Source organism: Allobosea sp. ASV33, assembly GCF_016428755.1.
Lineage (GTDB): Bacteria > Pseudomonadota > Alphaproteobacteria > Rhizobiales > Beijerinckiaceae > Allobosea.
The window spans coordinates 18,317-42,653 of the sequence record NZ_JAELTI010000031.1 but is presented as its reverse complement, the minus strand read 5'-3'; the positions used below and the strand labels follow the sequence as shown (position 1 = coordinate 42,653).

At 66.9% G+C, this 24,337-nt stretch carries 23 protein-coding genes; 15 read left to right on the top strand and 8 right to left on the bottom strand.

What is annotated here, in order from left to right; translation table 11 throughout:
* The first annotated feature begins 36 nt into the window (after positions 1-36).
* From JHD80_RS29120 to JHD80_RS11760, 4 genes are read left to right on the top strand one after another with little or no spacing between them, the layout of a single operon-like run.
* On the top strand, positions 37-1,839 hold the full coding sequence (locus JHD80_RS29120) for an amino acid ABC transporter permease/ATP-binding protein (protein WP_199087275.1): 1,803 nt from the start codon (positions 37-39) through the stop codon (positions 1,837-1,839).
* A gap of 32 nt (positions 1,840-1,871) precedes the next feature.
* Positions 1,872-2,804, top strand: coding sequence for an ABC transporter substrate-binding protein (locus JHD80_RS11770; protein ID WP_199087273.1), 933 nt, complete (start codon positions 1,872-1,874; stop codon positions 2,802-2,804).
* A 44-nt stretch (positions 2,805-2,848) separates the two neighbouring features.
* Positions 2,849-3,778, top strand: a complete 930-nt coding sequence (locus JHD80_RS11765) for an ABC transporter substrate-binding protein (RefSeq protein ID WP_199087271.1) — start codon at positions 2,849-2,851, stop codon at positions 3,776-3,778.
* Between the two features lie 18 nt (positions 3,779-3,796).
* Complete coding sequence (locus tag JHD80_RS11760) at positions 3,797-4,834, top strand: LLM class flavin-dependent oxidoreductase (RefSeq protein ID WP_199087269.1); 1,038 nt, start codon at positions 3,797-3,799, stop codon at positions 4,832-4,834.
* Between the two features lie 211 nt (positions 4,835-5,045).
* On the opposite strand, the gene JHD80_RS11755 is transcribed toward JHD80_RS11760, so the two are convergent.
* On the bottom strand, positions 5,046-6,056 hold the full coding sequence (locus JHD80_RS11755) for a DUF2891 domain-containing protein (RefSeq protein ID WP_199087267.1): 1,011 nt from the start codon (positions 6,054-6,056) through the stop codon (positions 5,046-5,048).
* Between the two features lie 201 nt (positions 6,057-6,257).
* Between JHD80_RS11755 and JHD80_RS11750 the strand changes: the two genes are divergently transcribed.
* Positions 6,258-7,028: an aldolase/citrate lyase family protein gene (locus JHD80_RS11750; protein WP_199087265.1), complete on the top strand. Its 771-nt coding sequence runs from the start codon at positions 6,258-6,260 to the stop codon at positions 7,026-7,028.
* A gap of 250 nt (positions 7,029-7,278) precedes the next feature.
* On the opposite strand, the gene JHD80_RS11745 is transcribed toward JHD80_RS11750, so the two are convergent.
* Entirely contained in the window at positions 7,279-8,250 is a 972-nt protein-coding gene (locus JHD80_RS11745) for a Bug family tripartite tricarboxylate transporter substrate binding protein (protein ID WP_199087263.1), read from the bottom strand.
* 194 nt (positions 8,251-8,444) lie between these two features.
* On the opposite strand from JHD80_RS11745, the gene JHD80_RS11740 reads away from it, so the two are divergent.
* From JHD80_RS11740 to JHD80_RS11725, 4 genes are all read left to right on the top strand, one after another.
* Positions 8,445-9,146, top strand: coding sequence for a GntR family transcriptional regulator (locus tag JHD80_RS11740; protein ID WP_199087261.1), 702 nt, complete (start codon positions 8,445-8,447; stop codon positions 9,144-9,146).
* Positions 9,136-10,053, top strand: a complete 918-nt coding sequence (locus JHD80_RS11735) for a dihydrodipicolinate synthase family protein (RefSeq protein WP_199087259.1) — start codon at positions 9,136-9,138, stop codon at positions 10,051-10,053. Before JHD80_RS11740 ends, JHD80_RS11735 begins: the two co-directional genes overlap by 11 nt.
* Positions 10,054-10,227: 174 nt before the next feature.
* Positions 10,228-11,961 carry an L-arabinonate dehydratase gene (gene araD / locus JHD80_RS11730; protein WP_199087257.1) on the top strand — a complete coding sequence of 578 codons (1,734 nt, stop codon included), beginning with the start codon at positions 10,228-10,230 and terminating at the stop codon, positions 11,959-11,961.
* Complete coding sequence (locus tag JHD80_RS11725) at positions 11,961-12,884, top strand: 3-hydroxyacyl-CoA dehydrogenase NAD-binding domain-containing protein (RefSeq protein WP_199087255.1); 924 nt, start codon at positions 11,961-11,963, stop codon at positions 12,882-12,884. Before araD ends, JHD80_RS11725 begins: the two co-directional genes overlap by 1 nt.
* Before the next feature lie 3 nt (positions 12,885-12,887).
* Here the strand turns inward: JHD80_RS11725 and JHD80_RS11720 are convergent, their stop codons facing one another.
* Positions 12,888-14,282 (bottom strand): DUF2793 domain-containing protein, encoded by a 1,395-nt coding sequence (locus tag JHD80_RS11720; RefSeq protein WP_199087253.1) that lies wholly within the window; start codon positions 14,280-14,282, stop codon positions 12,888-12,890.
* 66 nt (positions 14,283-14,348) lie between these two features.
* Positions 14,349-15,086, bottom strand: coding sequence for an aspartate/glutamate racemase family protein (locus JHD80_RS11715; RefSeq protein WP_199087251.1), 738 nt, complete (start codon positions 15,084-15,086; stop codon positions 14,349-14,351).
* A gap of 249 nt (positions 15,087-15,335) precedes the next feature.
* Here JHD80_RS11715 and JHD80_RS11710 point away from each other — a divergent pair, with 249 nt between their 5' ends.
* Together JHD80_RS11710 and JHD80_RS11705 are read left to right on the top strand one after the other, a co-directional pair.
* Positions 15,336-15,710 (top strand): VanZ family protein, encoded by a 375-nt coding sequence (locus tag JHD80_RS11710; protein ID WP_248311509.1) that lies wholly within the window; start codon positions 15,336-15,338, stop codon positions 15,708-15,710.
* 207 nt (positions 15,711-15,917) lie between these two features.
* On the top strand, positions 15,918-17,360 hold the full coding sequence (locus JHD80_RS11705; RefSeq protein WP_199087249.1) for an undecaprenyl-phosphate glucose phosphotransferase: 1,443 nt from the start codon (positions 15,918-15,920) through the stop codon (positions 17,358-17,360).
* Positions 17,361-17,374: 14 nt separating this feature from the next.
* On the opposite strand, the gene JHD80_RS11700 is transcribed toward JHD80_RS11705, so the two are convergent.
* The 3 genes from JHD80_RS11700 to JHD80_RS11690 all read right to left on the bottom strand — a co-directional run bounded on the left by JHD80_RS11700 (position 17,375) and on the right by JHD80_RS11690 (position 18,863).
* Positions 17,375-17,926 (bottom strand): WecB/TagA/CpsF family glycosyltransferase, encoded by a 552-nt coding sequence (locus tag JHD80_RS11700; protein ID WP_199087241.1) that lies wholly within the window; start codon positions 17,924-17,926, stop codon positions 17,375-17,377.
* A 179-nt stretch (positions 17,927-18,105) separates the two neighbouring features.
* Positions 18,106-18,327: a hypothetical protein gene (locus tag JHD80_RS11695; RefSeq protein ID WP_199087239.1), complete on the bottom strand. Its 222-nt coding sequence runs from the start codon at positions 18,325-18,327 to the stop codon at positions 18,106-18,108.
* Between the two features lie 140 nt (positions 18,328-18,467).
* The gene (locus JHD80_RS11690) at positions 18,468-18,863 is read right to left on the bottom strand and encodes a (R)-mandelonitrile lyase (RefSeq protein ID WP_199087237.1); all 396 of its coding nucleotides are present in this window, start codon (positions 18,861-18,863) and stop codon (positions 18,468-18,470) included.
* Positions 18,864-19,195: 332 nt separating this feature from the next.
* Here JHD80_RS11690 and JHD80_RS11685 point away from each other — a divergent pair, with 332 nt between their 5' ends.
* The 4 genes from JHD80_RS11685 (at position 19,196) to JHD80_RS11670 (ending at position 23,313) form a co-directional block, all read left to right on the top strand.
* The gene (locus tag JHD80_RS11685; RefSeq protein WP_199087235.1) at positions 19,196-20,224 is read left to right on the top strand and encodes an ABC transporter substrate-binding protein; all 1,029 of its coding nucleotides are present in this window, start codon (positions 19,196-19,198) and stop codon (positions 20,222-20,224) included.
* 274 nt (positions 20,225-20,498) lie between these two features.
* Positions 20,499-21,677, top strand: coding sequence for an ABC transporter ATP-binding protein (locus JHD80_RS11680; protein WP_199087233.1), 1,179 nt, complete (start codon positions 20,499-20,501; stop codon positions 21,675-21,677).
* Positions 21,674-22,510, top strand: coding sequence for an ABC transporter permease (locus JHD80_RS11675; protein WP_199087231.1), 837 nt, complete (start codon positions 21,674-21,676; stop codon positions 22,508-22,510). Before JHD80_RS11680 ends, JHD80_RS11675 begins: the two co-directional genes overlap by 4 nt.
* 5 nt (positions 22,511-22,515) lie before the next feature.
* A complete protein-coding gene (locus JHD80_RS11670; RefSeq protein WP_199087229.1) occupies positions 22,516-23,313 on the top strand; it encodes an ABC transporter permease in 798 nt (265 codons plus the stop codon).
* Here the strand turns inward: JHD80_RS11670 and JHD80_RS11665 are convergent.
* On the bottom strand, positions 23,221-24,273 hold the full coding sequence (locus tag JHD80_RS11665; RefSeq protein WP_199087227.1) for a LysR substrate-binding domain-containing protein: 1,053 nt from the start codon (positions 24,271-24,273) through the stop codon (positions 23,221-23,223). The two genes, JHD80_RS11670 and JHD80_RS11665, sit on opposite strands and share 93 nt — an antisense overlap.
* Positions 24,274-24,337 lie beyond the last annotated feature (64 nt).

The window sequence follows — 24,337 nt, the reverse complement described above, 5'->3', positions numbered from 1 at the left end:
CCGCTTCTCCCTCTCCCATAACAAGAAGAGCCAGCCATGACCCTCGCCAGCGATTTCGCGGGCTTGCCCTCGCACGCCCAGAATTCAGCCCCGCACCGCGATTTCAGCCGCTACCGCATCGTTCCCGCCCGCTATCCCGGACGGACCGTCGGCACGGTCTTCGCCGCCGTCGTGATCTTCGCGATCGTGAATTCGGTGCTCTCCAATCCGCGCTGGGGCTGGGACGTCTTCGCGGAGTGGTTCTTCGCCGAACCCGTGCTGGTCGGGCTCGGCCGCACGCTGTTCCTGACGCTGCTCGGCACGGTCTTCGGCTTCCTGTTCGGGACCTTGCTGGCGCTGGCAAGGGTCTCCGGCTCGCCGCTGCTCGCCTCTTTGTCCTGGGGCTATGTCTGGCTCTTCCGCTCGATCCCGCTGATCGTGCTGCTGCTGATCCTGAACAATCTCGGCTATCTCTACAGCACGATCTGGCTCGGCATTCCCTTCACCGATATCAGCTTCGGCTCCTGGCAGACGACGCAGCTGATCACGCCGTTCTTCGCGGCCGTGCTCGGGCTCACGCTGAACGCCGCCGCCTTCTCCTCCGAGATCGTGCGCGGCGGCATCCTCGCCGTCGACCAGGGCCAGCATGAGGCTGCGGCCGCGCTCGGCCTGCCGAAGCATCGGCAGGTCTCGCGGATCGTGCTGCCGCAGGCGATGCGCTCGATCCTGCCGACCGCATTCAACGAGATCATCAGCCTCGCGAAGGGCACCAGCCAGGTCTACATCCTCGCCCTGCCGGAGCTGTTCTACACGATCCAGGTGATCTACCGGCGCAATCTCGAGGTGATCCCGCTGCTGATGGTGGCGACGGTCTGGTACCTCGTCATCCTCAGCGTGCTCTCCTTCTTCCAGCGCCATATCGAGCGGCACTATGCCCGCGGCGCGCTGCGTAATCCGCCGCCGTCCGCGATCGACACCGCCCTGCGCTGGCTCGGCCGGAACCGCATCGCCACCGCGACGGCTGGCGCCGGCTTCACCGCCCCGACGCAGACCCCTGCCGCGCCGCGCACGGCTTCGCTGGCCACGCTTTCCCCGCGCAGCGGCGGCGAAATCCGCATCAGCCATGTCTCGAAGAGTTTCGGCCCGCTCAAGGTGCTCGACGATGTCAGCCTGTCGCTGCGTCCCGGCAGCGTCACCGCCATCATCGGCCAGTCCGGCTCGGGCAAGTCGACGCTGCTGCGCTCGATCAACCATCTGGAGCGCGTCGACGAGGGCTTCATCGCCATCGACGGCGAGCTGATCGGCTACCGGCAGGACGGCGAGACGCTCTACGAATTGAAGGAGAAGGACATCCTGGCCCGGCGCGTCGATGTCGGCATGGTCTTCCAGAACTTCAATCTCTTCCCGCACCTGACCGCGATCGAGAACATCGCCGAGGCGCCGGTGACCGTGCGCGGCCTCTCCCGCGAGCAGGCCCTGACGGAGGCGCAGGAACTGCTCGCCCGGGTCGGCTTGGCCGAGAAGGCGAACGCCTATCCGCGCCAGCTCTCCGGCGGCCAGCAGCAGCGCGTCGCCATCGCCCGCGCGCTCGCCCTCAAGCCCAAGGTCCTGCTCTTCGACGAGCCGACCTCGGCGCTCGACCCCGAGCTCGTCGGCGAAGTCCTCGACGTCATCAAGGAGCTCGCCCGCTCCGGCACGACGCTGGTCATCGTCACCCATGAGATCGGCTTTGCCCGCGAGGTCGCCGACCAGGTCGTCTTCATGGAAGCCGGCCGCATCGTCGAGAGCGGTGCGCCGGCCGATGTCCTCGGCAATCCCAGCCACAGCCGCACCCGCGAATTCCTCGCCAAGGTGCTCTGACCTCACCCGCCCGCCAGACAAGGAAACCGACCATGATCACGCGACGCAATTCGCTCAGCCTCCTCGCCGGCGCCGCTTCGGCTGCCATCCTCCCCGCCCGCGCCTTCGCGCAGCAGGCGATCGACCTCTCACCCGAGCAGCCGGGCCGCCCCCGCGCGCAGATCGACGAGGCCGCGGTCAAGCTCCTCGCCAAGGACGTGAAATTCGCGAAGGACGGCGTCTTCACCGTCGCCAACAATACCGGGCGCTTCCCCTTCGGCGGCTATGCCGACGACACCAAGACGATCATCGGTGCGGAGCCCGACATCGCCCAGCTCGTCGCCGATGCGCTCGGCCGCAAGCTGGAAGTCGTCCCAACCGCCTGGGCCGACTGGCCGCTCGGCGTCACCTCCGGCAAATTCGACGCGGTGATCTCCAACGTCACCGTCACCGAGCAGCGCAAGGAGAAGTTCGACTTCTCGACCTATCGCAAGGATCTGCTCGGCTTCTATGTGAAGAAGGACAACGAGATCGTCATCCGCGAGCCGCGCGATGTCGCCGGCCTCAAGATCATCGTCGGCGCCGGCACCAATCAGGAGCAGATCCTGCTGCGCTGGAACGAGGCCAATCTGAAGGCCGGCCTGAAGCCCGTCGACATCCAGTACTATGACGACGATGTCGTGCTCTATCTCGCGCTCGAATCCGGCCGCGCCGACGCCTATCTCGGCCCGAACGCCCTGCTGAGCTACAAGGCCGCGCGCGAGAACAAGACCCGGCTCGCCGGCAATTTCTCCGGCGGCTGGCCCATCCTCGCCGAGATCGCGGTGACGACCCGCAAGGGCGCGGGCTTCGCCGAAGCGATCACCAAGGCGCTCAACACCCAGATCAAGAACGGCAACTACGCCAAGGTGCTGGCGCGCTGGAACCTCTCCGCCGAGGCGATCGAGGAATCGCGCACCAACCCGCCCGGCCTGCCGAAGGCGTGAGCGCATCGCACGACCGCGGACACTTTCGAGAACTGGAGACCATCATGATCCCGCGACGGACCCTGCTGTCGCTGCTCGTCGGCGCGCTTGGCGCCACGAGCCTGCCCGCCCTCGCCCAAGCCCCCTTCGATCTCGGCCCCGAACAGCCCGGCCGCATCCGTGTCGAGAAGGACCCGGCCGCCGTCGCCGCCGTGCCCAAGGGCTTCAAATTCGTCGAGCCCGGCGTCTTCACCGTCGGCATCAGCCCGGGCGGCCCGCCGCTCGCGACCTATGCCACCGACGCCAAGACCGTGGTCGGCGCCGATCCGGATTTCGCACAGCTCATCGCCGATAGCCTCGGCCTGAAGCTCAACCTCGTGCCGCTCGCCTGGGCCGACTGGCCGCTCGGCCTCGCCTCCGGGAAATACGACGCCGTCATCTCCAATGTCGGTGTCACCGAGCAGCGCAAGGAGAAGTTCGACTTCTCGACCTATCGCCTCGGCCTGCATGGCTTCTTCGTGAGGGCCGACAGCAAGGTTACCAGCATCAGGGAGCCGAAGGACGCGGCGGGCCTGAGCCTCAGCGTCGGTGGCGGCACCAATCAGGAGCGTATCCTGGTCGAATGGAGCAAGCAGAACGTCGCGGCCGGCCTGAAGCCGCTCGAACTCCAGCTCTATGACGACGAGGCCGCCCGCCTCGTCGCGCTGCGCGCCGGCCGCGTCGATGTCGTCGTGCAGCCGCATGCCCAGCTCGTCTTCATCGCGGCCCGCGACAAGGACATCAAGCGCGTGGGCACGCTCAGCGCCGGCTGGCCTCTGAAATCCGATGTCGCGATCACCACCCGCAAGCGCAGCGGCCTCGTCGACGCCCTGACGCTCGCCACCAACAACCTGATCAAGTCGGGCACGTATCGGCAGGCGCTGGCCCGCTGGGGGATCGAGGAGGAAGCGGTGGAGCGCTCCGAGACCAATCCGCCCGGCCTGCCCAAATACTGACCAGACGAACCGGCTGACATGACAAAGCTATCGATCCGGCACATCGCCTTCCTGACGCCCGGCAATTACGACGATGCCGATCCCCGCCGCGGGCTCGGAGACACGCTCTCGCTCTTCGAGCATGGCGAGGCCATCGGCTTCGACAGCGCCTGGATACGCCAGCGCCATCTCGAACCCGGCGTCTCCTCGGCGGCCGCATTCCTCGCCGCCGCGACCCAGCGCACGCGCCGGATCGGGCTCGGTACGGCGGTCATCCAGATGGGCTACGAGAACCCGTTCCGGCTGGCGGAGGATCTCTCGCTGGTCGACGTGCTCTCGGACGGGCGATTGAACATCGGCTTGAGCGCTGGCCCGCCTCCCTTCGGCAAGCTCTTGGGCGATCGCCTCTTCGACGGCGACCCGTCGACGATCGACTTCTCGCATGCCCGCGTCGCCCGTCTCGCTGCGAACATCGAAGGCGAATGGCTCGGCGAGGCCGATACCCGCATCACTTCGGCTGCCGGCGAGCATCGCCCGCGCCTGCGCCCGCATGCACCGGGCCTGCGCCAGCGGCTCTGGTACGGCGGCGGCTCGCTACGCTCGGCCCGTTGGGCAGCGGAGAACGGCTTCCACCTGCTCGTCGGCAACATCAATACGGCTGAGGACACCGACGATTTCTTCGAGGCGCAGCGGCGCCATATCGAGACCTTCCGCACGCATTGGCGGGGCGAAGACGAGCCCCGCATCGCTGTCGGCCGCGTCATCGTCCCGCTCGACGGGGCCGACACGGCAACCCGCCAGCGCTATCGCGACTATGCCGCCAGCCGGCACGCCCGAACGCTTGGCCCCCAGGGGGAGCGACGGACCCAGTTCGCACCGGATCTCGTCGGCACGGCCGATGAGCTGATCACACGCCTCGCGGCGGACCCGGTCCTGCCGCTCGTCGACACGCTGCGGCTGGAGTTGCCCTATAATTTCAGCATCGACGATTACCGCCAGATCACGGCCGATTTCGCGAACCTCGTCGCCCCCGCGCTCGGCTGGCGCAGAGGCGTGGAGCTGAAGGGCGCGGCTTGATCGGTCACAACCTGCCGGCACCTGATCTCAGTAGCTCCGCCCCTAGTCATTCCGGGGCTTCGCACAGCGAAGAACCCGGAACCCACGACCAGGTGAGCGGCGCGCAACCGAACACGCGATGTCCGGCCCAGTCGTGGATTCCGGGTTCGCGCCTGCGGCGCGCCCCGGAATGACAACGGTGGCGCCGGCGATTCAACCGATCTGACTGACCCTACCGCTCCTCGATGGCGAGCACGGCGAAACTCGCAAGCCAGTGCTCGCCCATATAGTCGCCGGCGATATGCGGCAGCCCGGTTTCGAGATGCAGCTTGGCGGCGTTCGCGATGACCGGACGCCGCACGTCCCATTCCGGCAACGCCGCAGCCAGCGCGCTCCAGCACCAGGCGCGGCTGAGATTGAGCCCGTCGAGATGCGCGATCTTGCCGTCGGTCCGGTCGGTCACGGTCGCCGGCTTGAACAGGATCGCCGGCTGCTGCTGCGCGATGCGCGGCAGGAAGCGCTCGAACCAGGGCAGGAACTGTTCCGCCGGCAGCAGGCGGCGCATGCATTCCGCCTCGATCAGCGCCGAGGACTGGAAATCGTCGCCGCTGGGCTCGCCCCAGGCCGGGCAATCCTCGTCGGCGCCATACCAGCGCAGGGCCGTCTCGCGCAGCAGGGTCAGGAAGGCGCCATCACCGGTGGCATCGGCATAATCGGCCGCCATCCGCAGGCCGAAAGCCGTATTGAAATGCGTGCCGACCCGCACCGGATAGGTCGCGATCGGCAGGAAATCGCGGAAGCGCTGGGCAAACGCTTCGGCGAGCGGTTCCAGCGCGCGGCCCCACCGCCCGTCATCGAGCCCGTTCAGCTCGGACGCGAGCTTGAGCAGCCAGCCCCAGCCATAGGGTCGCTTGAAGCCGCGCGCCGTGGGCTGGGCGAGATAGGCCCATTCGACCGCGATCTTCTCCGGGACAAGCTGCGCATCGAACAGCGCGACGATATCGGCCGCCGCCTCCATCTTGGGATAGCGCCGCAGCAGTCGCGCCAGCATCCAGTAGCTGTGCACGCACGAATGCCAGTCATAGCTGCCGTAGAACACCGGATGCAGCTGACTCGGCGTCCGCGCATCCTGCGGGCCGGCCAGCGTATGGTCGGGCTTGTTGGGATACTCGCGACGGACATGGCCCAGTGCGATCCGGGCGAAGCGCTGGGCGATCTCTTCGGTCAGCATGGGGATGGTCATGAGGCGGTTGTCTCCGAGGCCGCGCAACCTAGCAGCGTTTACGTCTCCGCAAACAGGCATCTGCCGTCGGGCTTGCAACCCCGCCATCTCCTGCCGTCGGGTCCCCTTGCCCGTTCCGTATGATCTAACGAGCCAGCGTGCTCCCGCAGGCCTCGGCCGGGCGGTCAGCGCTGCCAACCAGTCTGCCCAAGGGGAAACACCGTGGACCTGCCTGCCAACGCCTTCAAGGCCGCGCTGAAGCGCGGCGAGCTTCAGATCGGATTGTGGAGCAGCCTGTGCAGCCCGATCGTCTCCGAGATCATCAGCCAGAGCGGCTTCGACTGGATCCTGGTCGACACCGAGCACTCCCCCAATGAACCGCCCGATGTCCTCGCCCAGTTGCAGGCCCTGAAGGGCGGCACCGCGACCCCGATCGTACGCCCGGCCTGGAACGATGCGGTGCTGCTGAAGCGCCTCCTCGATATCGGCGTGCAGGCCGTGCTCGTGCCTTTCGTCCAGAATGCCGAGGAGGCGCGTAAGGCCGTCGCCGCCTGCCGCTATCCGCCGGCCGGCATCCGCGGCATCACGGTCAGCGGTCGCGGCAGCCATTACGGGCGCGTGCCGGACTATCTCAAGCGCGCCGATGGCGAGATCTGCGTTCTGGTGCAGGTCGAGACCGGCGAGGCGCTGAGCCGTATCGAGGAGATCGCCTCGGTCGAGGGCGTCGACGGCGTCTTCATCGGCCCGGCCGATCTCTCGGCCTCGCTCGGCCATATCGGCAATCCCAGCCATCCCGAGGTCCAGGCCGCGATCCAGGATGCGGTGAAGCGCCTGACCGCGATCGGCAAGCCGGCCGGCATCCTGACGCCGTCGGAGCCCGATGCGCGCCGCTATATCGAATGGGGTTATCGCTTCGTCGCCGTCGGCTCCGATCTCGGCCTCATGACCAAGCATGCCGACGCGCTGGCCAAGGCTTTCGCCGGGCAGCGCTGATCGACGCGCTTTGGATTCTGGATCGGGCCACAGCGGCTTCGAACCACCCTTGTCATTCCGGGGCTTCGCGTAGTGAAGAACCCGGAACCCACGACCGGGCGAGCTGCTCGCAATCGAACACCGTTGTCCCACCCAGTCGTGGGTTCCGGGTTTGCGCCTGCGGCGCGCGCCGGAATGACAAGGGTGGTTCGAAGCCGGAAACGACCCGCAATTGTCGGCAACGCCCAGGCCGGGGCGCTAGTCCCGGCCCTCACTCGATCTTCACATTCGCCTTCTGCGCGACTTCGGCCCAGCGTCTGGTCTCGGAGGCGATATGGGCGGTGAACTGCTCCTGGCTCGACCCGACGGGATCGACGCCGAGCTTCTTCAACTGCTCGATCACCGCCGGCTCCCGCATGATCGCCTGCGTCTCGGTCGAGAGCTTGGCGACGATCTCCTTCGGTACGCCGGAGGGCGCGAAGAAGCCGTGCCATGAGCTGGCATCGTAGCCCGGGATGAACTCCGCCAGCGCCGGCAGGTCCGGAGCGACTTCGAGCCGCTTCGGCGTCGCGGTAGCGAGCGCGCGGATCTTGCCCTCCTGCACATGCGGCCAGGCGATGGTGATGTTGTCGAAGGTGATCTGGATCTGGCCGCCGAGCAGATCCTGCGTCACCTGCCCGCTCGAGCGATAGGGCACATGCACCATCTCGGTGCCGGTCGAGACCTTGAACAGCTCGGCCGCCATATGGGTCGAGGTGCCCGCCCCCGAAGAGCCGAACGAATACTTGCCGGGGTTCTTCTTCAGGAGGTCGATCAGCTCCGGCACGGTATTGGCCGGCAGGTCGATATTGACCATCAGGATGTTCGGCACGCTCGCCACCTGCGAGATCGGCGCGAAATCCTTGATGTGGTCGAAGGGCAGCTTGGTATAGACGGCCGGGTTGATCGCATGGCTCGACACCGTGCCCATGGTCAGCGTGTAGCCGTCGGCCGGCGCCCGCGCGACGGCCGCGACGCCGGTATTCCCGCCCGCTCCCGGCCGGTTCTCGATGATGAACTTGCCGCCGAGCCGCTGGCCCAGCCGGTCAGCCAGGACGCGCCCGAGCAGGTCCGTGGTGCCGCCGGCCGCGAAGGGCACGACGATGGTGACGACCTTGCTGCCGGGATAGTCGCCCTGCGCGAAGGCGGGGCCTGCTGCAGCAAGGCAAGCGGCGGCGATGATGGTTCTGCGCGTGATGCTCATCGGTTCGTTCCTCCCGGTAGCGGCCAATCCGCTTGCGCCTCATGACGGGCGCTTGTCCTGATCGATAACACAGGATCGCGACCTTGAAATCTGAAATTTCAGATTGCCGCATCTCAGACTTTGTGCTGTCTGATGGCGAGGCGCTGGAGCCGCTGCCGCGATGAAGCGGTCAGGCCCAGCGCCCCGGAAGAACCATGTTGCAGCCTGCCGTCGAACCCGTTGCGCCCGATCTGCTGCGTTCGCTGCGCGAGCACGTCCATGAGCGCCTGCGCCGCGCCATCGTCGCCGGCCGCTTCCGCAATGGCGAGCGATTGAACGAGCGCCATCTCGCCGAGATGCTCGGCGTCAGCACGACGCCGGTGAAGGACGCAATCCGCAAGCTGGAGAGCGAGGGACTGGTCCGCACGGAGGCGCGTCGCGGTGTCTTCGTCGAGTTCTCGCCCCGTCAGGCATTGGAAATGGCGCTCGGCCGCGCCGCGCTCGAAAGCGTCATGGCCCATATCGCCGCGAACCACCTGACCGAGGACGGCGCGGCCGAACTCGGCAGGCTGATCGCCGAGATGGAGCAGGCGACCGAGCATGGCGACCTTGAAGACCTCGTCGCGCTGAACGAGGCCTATCACCGCGCGATCCACCGCATCTCCGGCTGCACCTATCTGGAGCGCCGCCTCGACGGCCAGCGCATGTACGACCATGCCCAGCGCATCGCCCTGCACTCAGAACTGGACGAGCGCCGGAGAGGCTTCGAGGAACATCGCGACATCTACGAGGCGCTCCTGGCGCGCGATCCCGCGCGCGCCGAACTCAGGATGCGCCGTCACATCGTCCGCTCGGCGAAGGCCCATGTCAGGCTGGTCTTCGGCGCGGATGCGGAGGGACTGGATTATGACGAATGACAAGGTCCGCCGCGCGCTGCGCGGCATTTCCGGCGTGCATGTCACCGCCTGGAAGGCGGATGGCGAGGCCGACTGGGCGCTAACCGGCCGGATCGTCCGGCGCATCGCGGAAGCCGGCATTCATAACATCGTCTCGGCCGGCAATACCGGCGAGTTCTACCCGATGACGACGGCCGAGGTGGAACGCTCGCACGCCACCGCCGCCGAAGCCGCCGCCGGCAAGGCGCTGGTCACGGCCGGCGTCGGCCGCTCGCTGCGCGAGGCCATCGCCACCGGCAAGCTCGCGGCCAAGGCCGGCTGCGATGCCGCGATGGTGCATCACCCGCTCGATCCCTTCGCCGCCCCGCAATCCCAGGCCGACTACATCCTCGCCATTGCCGAGGCGCTGCCGATCCCGCTCGTCGCTTACATCCGCTCGGATGCGATCGGCGTGAAGGACCTGATCCGGGTCGCAACCCATCCCAACGTCGCCGGCGTGAAATTCGCCTCGAACAACATGATGCTGCTGGCTGATTGTGTGCGCGAGACCGAGGGCTCCTCTGCCAACTGGATCTGCGGCCTCGCCGAGGGCTGGGCCGCGCCCTTCCATGCGCTGGGCGCTCGCGGCTTCACCTCTGGGCTTATCAATGTAGCTCCCGAGCGCTCGCTCGCCGTCTGGCGCGCGCTGGAGGCCGGTGATTACGACACGGCGCGCCGCGAGGTCGACGCCATCGCCGGCTTCGAGAAGCTGCGCACGAAATACGGCAACGGCGCCAATGTCACGGTGGTGAAGGAGGCGCTGGGCCTGCTAGGCACGAATGTCGGCCCGGTGCGCCTGCCCGGCCTGCCGGAGCTGAACGAGGCCGAGCGGGCGGAACTGCGCGGCATCGTGTCGAGCTGGGGTAGCCAGCGCGCCGCAGCGGAATAACCTCTGTCATTCCGGGGCATCGCGCAGCGATGAACCCGGAACCCACGACCGGGTGAGCCCTTCACAGCAGGCGGACACCGTCTGACCCAGTCGTAGGTTCCGGGTTCGACCCTACGGGTCGCCCCGGAATGACAAGCCATTGAGCCAACAAAGAACATCGTCGAGGAAACGCCAATGTCCGCCCGCCCCCGCAAGACGCCCGAGACCCTGCGTAGCTGGCGCTGGTTCGGCGCGAGCGACCTGCGCTCCTTCGGGCATCGCTCGCGGGCGCTGCAGATGGGCTTCGGCCATGAGGAGTTCATGGGCAAGCCGGTCATCGGCATCATCAACACCTGGTCCGAGATCAATCCCTGCCACACCCATCTGCGCGACCGTGCGGAAGCGGTGAAGCGCGCGGTCTGGGCGGCCGGCGGCTTCCCGATCGAAATCCCCGTCATGTCGGTTTCCGAACAATATCAGAAGCCTACGACCATGCTCTATCGCAATTTCCTCGCGATGGAGACCGAGGAATCGATCCGCTCCCACCCGCTCGACGGCGCCGTGCTGCTCGGCGGCTGCGACAAGTCCACGCCGGCCCTGATCATGGGTGCCTGCAGCGCCGGCCTGCCCTTCATCTTCGTGCCGGCCGGGCCGATGCTGCGCGGCAACTGGGCCGGCAAGGTGCTGGGCTCGGGCGCAGATGTCTGGAAATACTGGGCCGAGAAGGAGGCCGGCAACATCACCGACGGCCAGTGGAAGGACATGGAGAGCAGCATCGCCCGCTCCTATGGCACCTGCATGGTGATGGGTACGGCCGCGACGATGATGAGCCATGCCGAGGTGCTCGGCCTCACCCTGCCCGGCGCCTCCGCCATCCCCGCCGCCGACGCCGCCCATCCCCGCATGGCCGCCGCCGCCGGCAAGCGCATCGTCGAGATGGTCTGGGAGGACCTGACGCCCGACCAGATCCTCACCCGCAAGAGCTTCGAGAACGCGCTGACCGTGCATATGGCCGTTGCCGGCTCGACCAATGCGATCATCCATCTCGTCGCCATGGCCGGCCGCGCCGGCGTGCCGCTGACGCCCGATGATTTCGACGCCTTCTCGCGCAACGTCCCGGTCATCGCGAACCTGCGCCCCTCCGGCGATTTTCTGATGGAGGACTTCTTCTATGCCGGCGGCCTGCCGGCCCTGCTGAAGCAGCTCGAAAGCAAGCTCCACACCGACGCGATGACGGTGACCGGCAGGCCGATCGCCGAGACCATCGCGCTCGCCCAGGTCTATGACGACAACGTCATCCGCCCGCTCGACAAGCCGGTCTCGACCGCCAACGGCCTCGCCGTCCTCAAGGGCAATCTCGCTCCGGACGGTTGCGTCATCAAGCCTTCGGCCGCCGAGCCGCGCCTGCTCAGGCATTCCGGCCCGGCGCTGGTCTTCGAGCACTATGATGCGATGATGCAGGCGGTGAACGACGAGAACCTCGACGTCACCGCCGACCATATCATGGTGCTCAAGAACTGCGGCCCGGTCGGCGGCCCCGGCATGCCGGAATGGGGCATGCTGCCGATCCCGAAGAAGCTGCTGAAGCAGGGCGTGCGCGATATGCTGCGCATTTCGGATGCCCGCATGTCCGGCACCAGCTATGGCGCCTGCATCCTCCATGTCGCGCCGGAGGCCTATATCAAGGGCCCGCTCGCGGCGGTGCAGACGGGAGACATCATCAGCGTCGATGTCGAGGCGCGCAGCATCTCGGTCAACCTGACCGAGGCCGAGATCGCCGCCCGCCTCGCCGTCTGGACGCCACCCGACCGCGACTATCCGCGCGGCTGGGGCAAGATGTCGGCGGCCCATATCCGCCAGGCCGACAAGGGCTGCGATTTCGACTATCTGGAGGGGACGGCGAAGGTGGCGGAACCCGAGATCCACTGATGCAGGATATCCGCGACATCGAGCGCATCGCCGTCATCGGCGCCGGGTTGATCGGCAGCTCATGGGCCGCGCTCGCGATGGGCCACGGCCTGAACGTTTCGGCCTATGATCCAGCCCCCGGCGCGGAGGAGAAGTTCCGCCACGCCGTCGAGCGGGCGCGAAACCAGCTCGCCGAGCTCGGACTGGCCAATACCGGCCAGTATCGGTTCACGAACGATCTCGATGAAGCCTTGCAAGAGGTTGATTTCGTTCAGGAGAATGGGCCGGAAAACGAACCGGCCAAGCGCGCGCTGCTCGCCCGGCTCGATGCCGCGCTGCCGCCGGACGTGACCATCGCCAGCAGCACCTCGGCCCTGCTGCGCAGCGCGATCGTCGCCGATTGCAAGGACAAGCGCCGGGTGATCGTCGCGCACCCCTTCAACCCGCCGCATCTCGTGCCGCTGGTCGAGATCGTCGGCGAGGACGAGGCAGTCGTCGCAAAGGCCGCCGCCTTCTATCGCAGCCTCGACAGGCGTCCGGTCATCCTCCAGCGCGAAATGCCCGGCCACGTCGCGAACCGCTTGGCCTCGGCGCTCTATCGCGAGGCCGTCCATCTGGTCGAGCAGGGCGTCGCCAGCGTCGCCGAGATCGACGCCGCGCTCTGCAACGGTCCCGGCCTGCGCTGGGCCCTGATGGGCCCGCACATGACCTATCATCTCGGCGGCGGCGAAGGCGGCATCGCCGGCTATCTCGCCCATCTCGGGCCGAGCCAGGTCCGGCGCTGGCAATCCCTGGGAACGCCTTCGCTGGACGCGGACGTCCAGCACAAGATCATCGAAGGCGTCGCCGAGGAAGCGGCAGGGCGCACGATCGCGCAGCTCGAGGAGCGCCGCGACGAAGGCCTGCTGGCCCTGCTGCGCGCCCGCAGGCTGATCAGCGAGTAAGCCTCACAGTTCCGCGTCGAAGGCGATGGCATCGAAGGCCGCCCTCACCCGGCCCAGCGCCTGTGCGGTGACATAGGCATAGGCTCGCTCGGGCGATTGCGCGGCGACACCCCGGTCGGTGCCTTGCACGTTGATCTCCAGCGAGACCGTGGCCGTGACGCTCGGCGTCGCCCGCATCGGCACAGGCAGGCTCAGGCTCTGCCGGCTCGCAGCCGCAGCAGCCTGATAGGCATCGATCAGCACCTGCCCGTCCTGCTTCAGATAGTAGCGCCGGCAGAGCATCTGCTCGATCGAGAGCGGACGCGCTGCCCAGTTCGTGGCGAGCCGCCCACGCTCCAGCTTGATCCGCGCGAAGCTGACGGCGCCCGCGCTCGGCGAGAGCCGCACCTGCAGCACGCCGGTATCGCCGGCAGCCGGCGTCAGCGTCACCGAGCGGCGCCCCGATCCGGTCGGAATCGTGCCGGACTGGCTGCCGATCGTCACCGCAAGGCTGCCGCCGGCCAGGTCATCGACCGAGAGCGTCAACGGCTGCCCGGCAAAGGACGCGAGCCCCCACAGCGCCGGCTCGACCGGCTGGACGATGGCTCCGGAGGTCAGGGCGATCGTGAAACCGCTCAGCGAGAGATTGGCGCCGCCCGTCACCGCCTTCCAGCGATCGAAGCCATAGGCACCCGCCGACAGCGCGCCGCCGGCGAAGCCGCGCTGATTGATCGCCATGTCGCCATTGACCAGCAGGTTCGCCCCGGCAGCCCAGGGCGAGGCCGGCAGAGCCGCACTGCCCGACGCGCGGTCGATCGCCAGCGCATCATGCCAGGCCGAGCCGTCGGCGCTGACCTTGACCCGGAAATCATCATCGCCCGCGAGGCCGAACTCGGCCCGGCCCGACCAGTTGCTCTGGAACAGCAGGCTCGCGGTGTTGCCCGCCGTGTTCTTGTTGATCTTCAATCGGTGGTCGCTGCCGGCATGATTGAACAGGGTGGCATCCGAGGACACGGCAAGCCGGTTGGTCGTATCGGCGGTCGCGTTCACGCCCCAGCGCTCGGCGCCGAGGCTGCTGAGCGGGCTGTCGCGGCGCCATTCCGCCCCGGTCCAGAGATTGTGCTCTTCCTCGTCGATCACCCAGGCCTGCCAGCCGGCGCGCGGCACGAGGAAGGTCCAGCCGCCATCCTCGAACAGCGCGATCTGGTCGGTGCGGCCCGCGAAGGCGCCGGTGCCGCCGGCCGGCACGATATAGGCCGAGAGCTCGGTCGGCGAGACCGGCGGCGCCGTCTGCGTGCGGCTGTCGACCGTGAGATGGATCAGCCCGTCGAGCCGGATCAGGGCATCGTTATGGGTGACGTGCTTCTGCGCCTGCCCGGCGGCGAGCAGCGGCAGCGAAAGACGGGGCGTATCGGTCATGGGGCCTCGCGGACGGGGATTTCAGCGAGGCGGATTATCGGACGGCCGGAAGGACCGGGGATAAGCTCAGCCGAAGCGGCGCGGCCGCAATCCGGCGTGGAACCAGTTGATCAGCGAGTAGATGTCGTGGACCGGCAACCCGGTCGCCGCCTGCACGTCGGCCGCATAGGGCGGCATGTTCGTGCATTCGAGCACGATAGCGCCGACATCGGGATGGCGGGCGACGAGATCGAGCGCCGCCTGCACCACGTCCTGCCTGGCGAGCTCGATATCCATGTCGTCCTTCTCGGCCTTGATCAGGACGCGGAAGAACTCGCGCCCGTTCTCCGTACCGGTGACAGGCGTGTCGAGCGGCACGCCGGCCGCCTCCAGATGCTTCGGCGTCAACGAGGCCGCCGAGACCGTCACGACGCCGACGCGCTTGCCGGGCGGCAGCGTCGCCTGCACCCAGGGCACCTGCATCAGCGAGGAGGTCGCGACCGGCACGCCGACGGCCGCCGCAAGCTCGCGCTGGAACAGCGAGAGGAAGCCGCAATTCGTGGTGATCGCCTCGGCGCCGAGCCGGACGAGATCGCGCGCCGCCTCGACGAAATCCGGCAGCAGCCCGGCCGCCCCCTTGAGCACCACCTTCTCGGGGCTGGCACCGCCGACGACGCGATAGAGCACCGGGAACGGCCAAGTCGTGCCATTGCCCATGTCGCCGGGGATGCGCGGGAACCGCGCCTCCAGCATCAGGATGCCCAGGGGGACCCCGTAGATTGCCTTGCCACCGCGGGCGATCCGCGCTGCGGACGATTCGGTCATCGAGCCTCCATCTGTCGACATGCCGGCATGGTATCCGCGACGCGCGACACCCGCCACCGGCTGGACCGTCGCAACGGAGCGAGAGAGAAGAGAAATTTCATGAGCTTCGGCTAGAAATCCCTGCTGCTGCCATTGCTTCGTCGTTTTTGCATCGCCATAAGACCGGCTCTTGCCCCGCTCTGGCGCGTGTCCGCTTGTGCTGGTCCGTATCTTGCCTGCCCCGCCTCGCCGTTCGTCCGGAGCCCGGTCTTGATCCTTTCGCTCGACAAGCTACGCCGCCTTGCCGTGATCGCGGGCTGGGCTGCCATGCTCGTGATCATGTTCTCGACGCTCTCGCCCATCGACGAGCGCCCGCACATCCCGTTCCTCGACGCGGATATCGAACGCTTCCTGGCCTATTTCGCCGCAGGAGCCGCCCTCGCCTTCGCCTATCCGCGGCAGCGCTGGCTCGTGCTGGCCGGCATCGTCGCCCTCGCCATCGGCCTCGAATGGCTCCAGACGCTCGAAGCGACGCGCCACGGCATGCCCCATGATGCGATCGTGAAGATCGTCGGTGCCAGCCTTGGCAGCGTCGCCGCCGCGGCCTTCGACACGATGGCGCAGCGGCTCCGCAAGCCCGCTTGATTCATCCTGGGACAGGCGCTGCCGGCAACCGCCGGCATGCCCCGCCTTTTCGGCCAGGAAGCCTCCCGTCCGCACCGATCTGACCCGCATCGCTGCGGCATGCGCCTTGCCACTCTACCCCCGATCATGATCCCGCGCCGGCATGTTGTGCCGCAACGGGACATGCGCGAGCCGGCCTGCGCCGGCGCGACTGGCCTGGGGGTTGGAATGAGCGTCAACGATCTGAGCGGCTTGCCGCAAGCGGTCCCTGACAATCGGTCGGGGCTCTGGCGGCTTTGGCTTGGACCGCTCACGGCGGCAAGCGACGCCGCCATGGTCGCCGCGCTCGTCTACGCCGTCTCGCTCGTCTATTACGTCGGCGCCACGGGCCAGCCTGGCGTCGACCGCTCCACGCCGGAACTGGCGGCGCTGCTTGCGACCCTGTTCGTCTTCGTCAACCTGATGCGCGGACGCTACCAGATCGGAAACTATCTCTCGGCCCAGGGCCAGATGGGCTCGGCCTTCGCGGTCTGGAACATCACCCTGGTCGTCTTCCTGGCCCTGCTCTTTCTCGCCAAGATCGCCGATCACTATTCGCGCGCCGTCATGGTCGCGACCTATCTCTGCGGAATCCCCGTCATCGCGCTGTCCCGCTCGGCGGTCGTCCGGCTGGTCGCCGCCGGCAGCAGGTCCGGGCGGATCACGGCCGAGCGCGCCTTCCTGATCGGGCGGGAGGCGAACATCATGTCCTTCGTGTCGCGCCACAAGCCCTGGCACATGGGCTTCGCGGTCACCGACGTCGCCTTCCTGAAATCGTCGGGAGAAGCCGGCGCGGCCGCCCTTGCCGCCGATCTCGCCGCCGCCGTGGCGAACTGCCGGAGCAAGCGGCCGGATGTCGTGTTCATCGCCGTCCCCTGGTCCGATCAGGACACCATCGCGGCTTGCGTCGACGCCTTCGCGAATCTGCCGGTCGCGATCCATCTCGCGCCCGAACCGATCATGGAGCGCTTCGGCAATTCGCATGTCGTCCATACCGGCACCTTGTCGAGCCTGCGGCTGACCCGTCAGCCGCTCTCGGCGGCCGAGGTCGCGGTCAAGCGCGCCTTCGACATCGCCGCCGCCTCCTGCGGCATCGTCCTGACCCTGCCGCTCCTCCTGCTGATCGCCGCGCTGATCCGGCTCGACTCCCCCGGCCCGGTGCTCTTCCGCCAGCGGCGTTACGGCTTCAACCAGCAGGCCTTCCGCATCTTCAAGTTCCGCACGATGACCACCACCGACGACGGCCAGGTCGTGGTGCAGGCCAAGCGCAACGATCCCCGGATCACACGGCTCGGCCATCTATTGCGCCGCTACAATCTCGACGAGCTGCCGCAGCTCCTGAACGTGATCGCCGGCGACATGTCGCTTGTCGGGCCGCGCCCCCACGCGCTCGCGCACGATATCGAGTTCGAGCGCAAGATCGCCAACTATGCCCGCCGTCACAACGTCAAGCCCGGCATCACCGGCTGGGCGCAGGTCAATGGCTTCCGCGGAGAGACCGATACGGACGAGAAGATGGCCGGGCGCGTCGCCTACGACCACTGGTACATCGACAACTGGTCGTTCTGGCTCGACATCACGATCCTGTTCCGGACCGTCCTGAGCAGGAAGGCCTTCGCGAACGCCCGCTGACGCCTTCGCCGCGATCAGCCCCGGCCGCCACGCCGGGGCGACACGGGGCCACGGGCCTGCGGGACTACGCCACGCAGCCTCTGCGTCAGGATGATGCGGAGGAAGGTCAGCGCCGCGCTCCCGAACCCCAGCCAGCGTCCGACCCGAAGAAGGCTGGAGAAGCCGCGCCGGGGGCCGAAAGCGAAATCCTGAAAGCTTCCGGGCTGGTTGAACCGCTTTCCGTAGATGCCCGCGGCGCTGCATTGCGCGCGGAACAGCCGGAAGCGTGTTTCCGGGAGATCGCTCACGATCACATCGGCGTTTGCCGCCGCGATATGATCGAGAACGGCGCGGTCGATCGGCTCCGAGAAATCGGCGTCGCAGATGCCGGCGATCTTCAGGGCCGGGAGAGCCGACGCGACGCGATCCCGCAGCGCGTAGATCGTGCGGCTGTCGCCGCCAAAGAAGAAAACCGTGCGCCCCCGCCCCGCGCAGTCACGCAGGAGTGCGGCAATCTCGCCGGCCTCGCCTTCCCGCTCGGGTACAGCGCGAATGCCGGCCCTGTCCTGGATAATGCCTGCCCGCACGATGGCCTCGACGCGAATACGGATTGCATCTCGAGACGAACGAGACGCGCCGCGAAGCGAGAGTGCCCCGATCGCAGCGGCTCATCCCAGCGCGATATGGTAAATTTTAGCGATACATGCCGTTGCGTCAATGCAAGGAATGGATCAGGCAACGAGACAGCGGTCGTCCCGGCAGGCCCTCAGGCGAAATGACGCCACACGGCGCGGCCGAGCCAGAGGCTCCAGCCGGCGACGACGATCATGGCCAGAATCACCGCGCCGACGATCAGGGAACGGCCGACCACGATGCTGACGATGCTCTCGGCGAATTCCGGTTCGTTATCGTTCGCCGCCCGCGGCGGCCGGCTGAAGCCGGGCGCTTGAACAGGTGCGGGGAAACGTCGCACGCGCTCAGGTCGCATGAAACTCTCTCGTAACGTTACGCAGGCATTAAAATCGTACCGCGGACAATGATCCAATTCGCGACAGAATAAAAGCACAAGATGCGCGCTCTCCCCAATCGGCGGGCCGGGCATCGGTGCCAAGCCCGCGCGAAGCGCGCTCAGCCGCCATATTGCGTGTCGGAAACCTGCTCCATCCAGTCGACGACCTTGCCGTCCTGAACCTCCTGGATCGCGATATGCGTCATGGCGGTGGCCGGCGAGGCTCCATGCCAATGCTTCTCCCCCGGTGGAAACCACACGACGTCGCCCGGCCGGATCTCCGTGATCGGCCCGCCCCAGCTCTGGACGCGCCCAAGCCCGGCGGTGACGATCAGCGTCTGCCCGAGGGGATGGGTATGCCAGGCCGTGCGCGCGCCGGGCTCGAACGTGACGCTGGCTCCCTGGACGCGTTCGGCCGCATGCGCATTGCAGATGGGATCGATCCTGACGGTTCCGGTGAACCAATCCGAGGGACCTTTCCCGGAAGGCCGGGAGCCTGCGCGCGTGATGTCCAAGAAACCTCTCCTCGCTTCGATCCGGGTTTCCGGGAAACATGCCCCCACCGATGACAGGAATCCAGCACCATAGACGGTCCACGCCGGAGCGAGCGCTCAGTCCCTCGGACCACCCCTGTCGTCATTCTGCGGCTTCGCGCAGCGAAGAACCCGAAATGACAGGACGTGCCTGGAAACGGATCATTCGCTTCGCCTCCGTCTCTCCCCACCCACTCATAACTTCCTGGAATGAAGTTCGGATTCCTTTGAATTTGCAATGCGGCTCAGCACCCTGGAGTCTCCCGTCGTCGAGGCTGCGCAGAACGGCCTGCATGAGGAACGGGAGCCATCAGATGAAGCCATGGGTGTTCGCATTGTCGATGCTGGCGGCCAGCGCCGGCCCGAGTGCGGCTGAGCTCATTCACGCGACCTGGGGTGGCGGCGGCGCGGCTGTGTTGCGTGACTATTTCCAGGTTCAGTTTACCCAGAAGACCGGCATCGCCGCCCGCATGGCCGAGGTGCCGAACACGGCCGGTGCCGTGCGTTCCCCGTCCGCCTCGCAGTACAACGTGGTCGAGGTCACCTATTTCGAGGCGATCGGCCTCGCCAAGTCGAACCTGCTCGAAGCTTTCGAGGACAAGGAAATCCCCGCGATCGCCGACCTGCCGAAGGAGCTGGTCGTCCGGAACAAGGACGGCAGGATCGTCGGCCTCGCCACGCATTTCGGCTATTACGGCATCGCCTTCAACAACACGCTGGCCAAGGCCTCGGACTTCCAGTCCTGGAACGACCTCACCGCCCCCCGCTGGAAGGGCAAGCTCGCGGTGACGCGCCCGGTCTACGCCACCTCTTACGACCTCACCATCCTCGCCCATGCCAATGGCGGCGGCGCCGCCAAGATCGAGCCCGGCATCGAGCCGCTGAAGGCGATCTTCACCAATGCGCTGACGACCTATACCTCGCTCGCCCATATGAACACGCTATTGACGCGGGGCGAGATCACGGCTGCGCCGTTCTATTCGACGCGCGTCTGGAGCCTGCGCCGCGACGGCCAGAAGACCATCGAGATGGCGATCCCCAAGGAGGGCGCCCTGATGCTGCCCTATGTCGTCGTGGTGCCGAAAGGCTCCGCTGAAAGGGCGCAGACCATCGCCTATCTCAACGAACTCCTGGATGCCGCAGCACAGACCCGGATCTCCGGCCAGAACGGCTCGATACCCACCAACAACAGGGCCGTTCTGCCGCCCGAATACGAGCAGGATCTCGGCATGACCCGCGAGGCGCTGATGAAGAAGATGTATATTCCCGATTGGAATGTCATCGTCAGCGACTATGAGGATCGGCTCAACCGGGTCGAACAGATCGCCGCCGGCAAGCGTTAGGGCGTGCTGTGTTTTGATAGAACCACAGCGTCATTCCGGGGCTTCGCGAAGCGAAGAGCCCGGAATCCAGAACCGATACCGCTTTCATAAGAGGCACGCGGTCGGCCTGCCGCTCAAATTCATATCGGCATCGGTTCTGGGTTCCAGGCTCGGACCTGCGGTCCGCCCCGGAATGACGGCCCGGTTTCTCTTTCAATCAAGATCTGGACGTTTCCAAGGATAGCCATCCGCCGAACACGTTCTCACCCACTCGCTTACCCGGCGGATTCGATCCATGTCCCCTGCCCAGCCTGAAACCCTCGCGCGGGCCGCGCCTTCCCGCGCGGCCCGCGGTTCCATCAACGTCGCCGGCATCGCCAAGACCTATGGCGCAACGACGGTGCTTTCCGGCCTCGATCTCGCAGTCGAAGCCGGAACCTTCGTGACGCTGCTCGGCCCCTCCGGCTGCGGCAAGACCACCTTGCTGCGCCTGATCGCCGGCTTCATCCAGCCCAGCGCCGGTTCGATCGCGATCGACGGGCGCGATATGGCGGGCCTGCCGCCGCAGCGCCGGCCGATCGGCATGGTCTTCCAGAATCTCGCGCTCTTCCCGCATTTCTCGGTGGAGGAGAACGTCGCCTACGGCCTGCGCCTGCGCAACGTGCCGGAGTCGGAGCTGCGCCGGAAGGTCGGCACCTTCCTCGATCTCGTCGGACTCGGTCATCTCGGCAGCCGCCGCATCTCGCAGCTCTCCGGCGGCCAGAAGCAGCGCGTGGCGCTGGCGCGCTCGCTGGTGCTCGAACCCTCGATCCTGCTGCTCGACGAGCCGCTCTCGGCGCTCGACCTGCAGCTGCGCAAGCAGTTGCAGGTTGCCCTCAAGGAAATCCAGCGCGAGCTCGGCACGACCTTCGTCTTCGTCACCCACGACCAGGAAGAAGCGACCCTGATGTCGGACCGCATCGTGGTGATGAGCGCAGGCTCAATCCAGCAATACGACACGCCCCCAGTGATCTACTCGCAGCCCGCCAATCTCTTCGTCGCCAAGTTCGTCGGCGAGCTCAACGAGATCCCCGGCCGCATCGCCGCAGTGACGGCTGGCACGGTCGAGATCGACGGGCCGGGCGGCCGCCATGCCTTGCCGGTGAATGGCACTCGCGGCTTCTCGCCCGCCCCCGGCGCCTCTTGCGTGATCGGCCTGCGCCCAGAACGGATATCGATCCTGCCGCCGGATGCCGATGCCGGCGGACGCATCGTGCTCCCCGGAACCGTCGTCGAGCGCATCGCGCTGGGTCCGGTCCTGCGCTTCGTCCTGCGCTGCGGCGAGCAGCGGCTCGTCGCGGTGCGGCTCGCCAGCCACGGAGCGGCCCTGCCGGAAGCCGGCGCCGCCTGCCGCATCGCCTTCGACCCCGCCGACGCCCAGATCTTCGAACCTCTGGCACCGCCTGCCGCCGCGAGCTTCGGAGAGAAGCCATGACGGAGACGCAACCTGCCTCGCCGGCCAAGGCGCTGCTGCTCCTGCCGGTCCTCGTCCTGCTCGGCCTGTTCTTCGTCTCGGTCTTCCAGCTTTTCTCGAACGGCTTTGCCGATGCCGATGGCTGGTCGCTGCGCTATTTCCGGCAGATCCTCAACCGCAGCGATTATCAAGTCATCTTCGCGCGGACGATCCTGTCATCGCTGACGGTCGCGCTGCTGTCAGTGGCCTTGTCCTATCCGATCGCGCTGCTGCTCTGGCGGCTCGAACGCTGGCGCAACACGCTCCTGATCGTCGTTCTCGTGCCCTGGCTCGTCAGCCTCGTCGTGCGGACCTATGGTTGGCTCGTGCTGCTCGGCCCCAAGGGCGTGATCAACGGCATGCTCGCCTGGACCGGGATCATCGAGCAGCCCTTGGCACTGATGTTCAACGATCTCGGCATCGTCATCGGCCTGACGCATGTGCTGATCCCCTTCGCGGTGATCTCGATCCTGTCCTCGCTCCTGGCGATCGAGAGCAATCTGGAGGAGGCATCCGGCGTGCTGGGTGCCAGCCGCTTCCAGACCTTCCGGCGCATCGTGCTGCCATTGTCGCTGCCCGGCGCCTTCACCGCGCTGATTGTGATCTTCCTGGCCAGCATCGGCGCGATCGTCACGCCGATCGTGCTCGGCGGCATGTCGCATCAGTTCGTCGGATCGCAAATCTACCAGGAGGTCATGTACACCTTCAATCTGAACAAGGCGGCCGCCTGGTCGATCTGCCTGCTCGCCATCAGCTTCCTGTCGCTGCTCCTGCTGAAAGCCATCGAGCGCCGGCTGATCGGGACCGTGGAGTAATGGCCATGTCGGCAAACCCCAAACTCTCGACCTGGGCCGGCATCCTGCTGCTGATTTCGTTGCCGGCGCCGATCCTGATCATCATCGGCGCCTCGTTCAGCGACACCAGCTATATCCAGTTCCCGCCGGAGGGCCTGAGCCTGCGCTGGTATCGCGATGCGCTGTTCGATCCGCGCTGGCCGCGCGCCTTCGCGATCAGCGTCGGCATCGCGGCGGTGACGGCGGTGATCGTCACCATCGTGAATTTCATGGCGGCCTATTACACGCAGCGCCACGCGCCGAAGCTCGCGACCTGGCTGGAACTGGCGATCTTCTCGCCATTGTTCTTCCCGCATGCCGCGATGGGCGTCGCCATGGTCGCGCTCGTCGCCCAATTCGGGCTGATCGGCACGGCGCCGGGCATCGTGCTCGCCCATCTCATCGTGACGCTGCCCTTCTCCTACCGGCCGATCCATATCGCGCTGCGCAGCCTCGATCCCGATCTCGTCCGCGCCGCCAATGTGATGGGCGCAAGCGAATGGCGCGCGCTCAGGGACATCGTCATTCCGATGTGCCGGTCGGGCATCCTGACCTCGCTGCTCTTCGCCGGCATCATCTCCTTCGACGAGGTCACGGTGACGATGTTCCTGATCGGGCCGAACATCTCCACGCTGCCGGTCCAGATCTTCTCCTTCGTGCAGGATTCGGCGACGCCGGTGCTGGCGGCGATCTCAACGATCAGCGTGCTGATCACCTTCCTCGCCGTGATCATCCTCGATCGCGTCGCCGGGCTCACCTTCTTCGTCCGCCACGACGGCGCCTGACCCCGCGCCATCACGCGTGCGCCGCTGCGGCAGTCGCACGGTCAGGCTCTCCGCCGCTCGTGCGTCCTCGCCATTGGCGAGCGCGGCGATGCGCGCCTTGAGCTCGGCCAGGAAAGCCTTGGTCAGCGGCGAGACCGGCCGGTTGCGCGAGACGATGGCGTTGAAGGTGAAGGCGATGGTCGGCTCGAAGCGGCGCGCCACCAACCCCGGCCAGAAACCCTGATGCACCGTCATCGGCTCGACGATGGCGATGCCGAAGCCGCGCGAGACCAGCGCATTGGCCTCGACCGAGGAGAACACCTCCGCCCGCATCTTGCGCGAGATGCGCTGTTGCTCGAACACGGCATCGGTCAGGTGCCGCATGCGGCTGTTGCGGGTGAAGGAGATGAACTCCGCCCCTTCGAGATCGCGCGGCACGATCATCTCGCGCGCCGCCAGCGGATGGTCCCGCCGCATCACGCAGACCGCATCGGCATGGAAGAGCGGCTCGGTCAGCAGGTCCGGATGATGGAAATGGCTGACCGAGAAGCCGATATCGACATTCTGCCCGAGCACGTCGCTGCCGACGACGCTGGAGACGTCGAGCGCAACCGAGATCGCCGGGTTGGCCTCGGCGAAGGCGACGAGCGCATCCGCCACCAGCGTATGGCCGATCGAGGCCGCCGAGACGATCCTGAGCTCCCCTGACCGCAGGTCGCGCAGGTCTTTGGCAAAGCGCTCGACATCGCTAAGCGAGGCGAAGAGACGGCGCACCTCCTTGTAGAGCAATTGCGCCTGATGCGTCGGGATCAGGCGCTTGCGCTTGCGCTCGAACAGGGTGAGCGCGAGGTCGATTTCCAGCCCCGCCAGGATCTTGCTCATCGCCGGCTGCGACAGCCGCATCCGCTCGGCCGCCGCCGTGACGCTGCCGGTCTCCATGAACTGGATATAGGCCTCGAGCTGTCGATGGGTGATCCGCATGCAAGGCTCCGCCACTGGCTTCGGATCGAATATAACCAGCAGGCATGTTTTCTAGTCAAAAAGA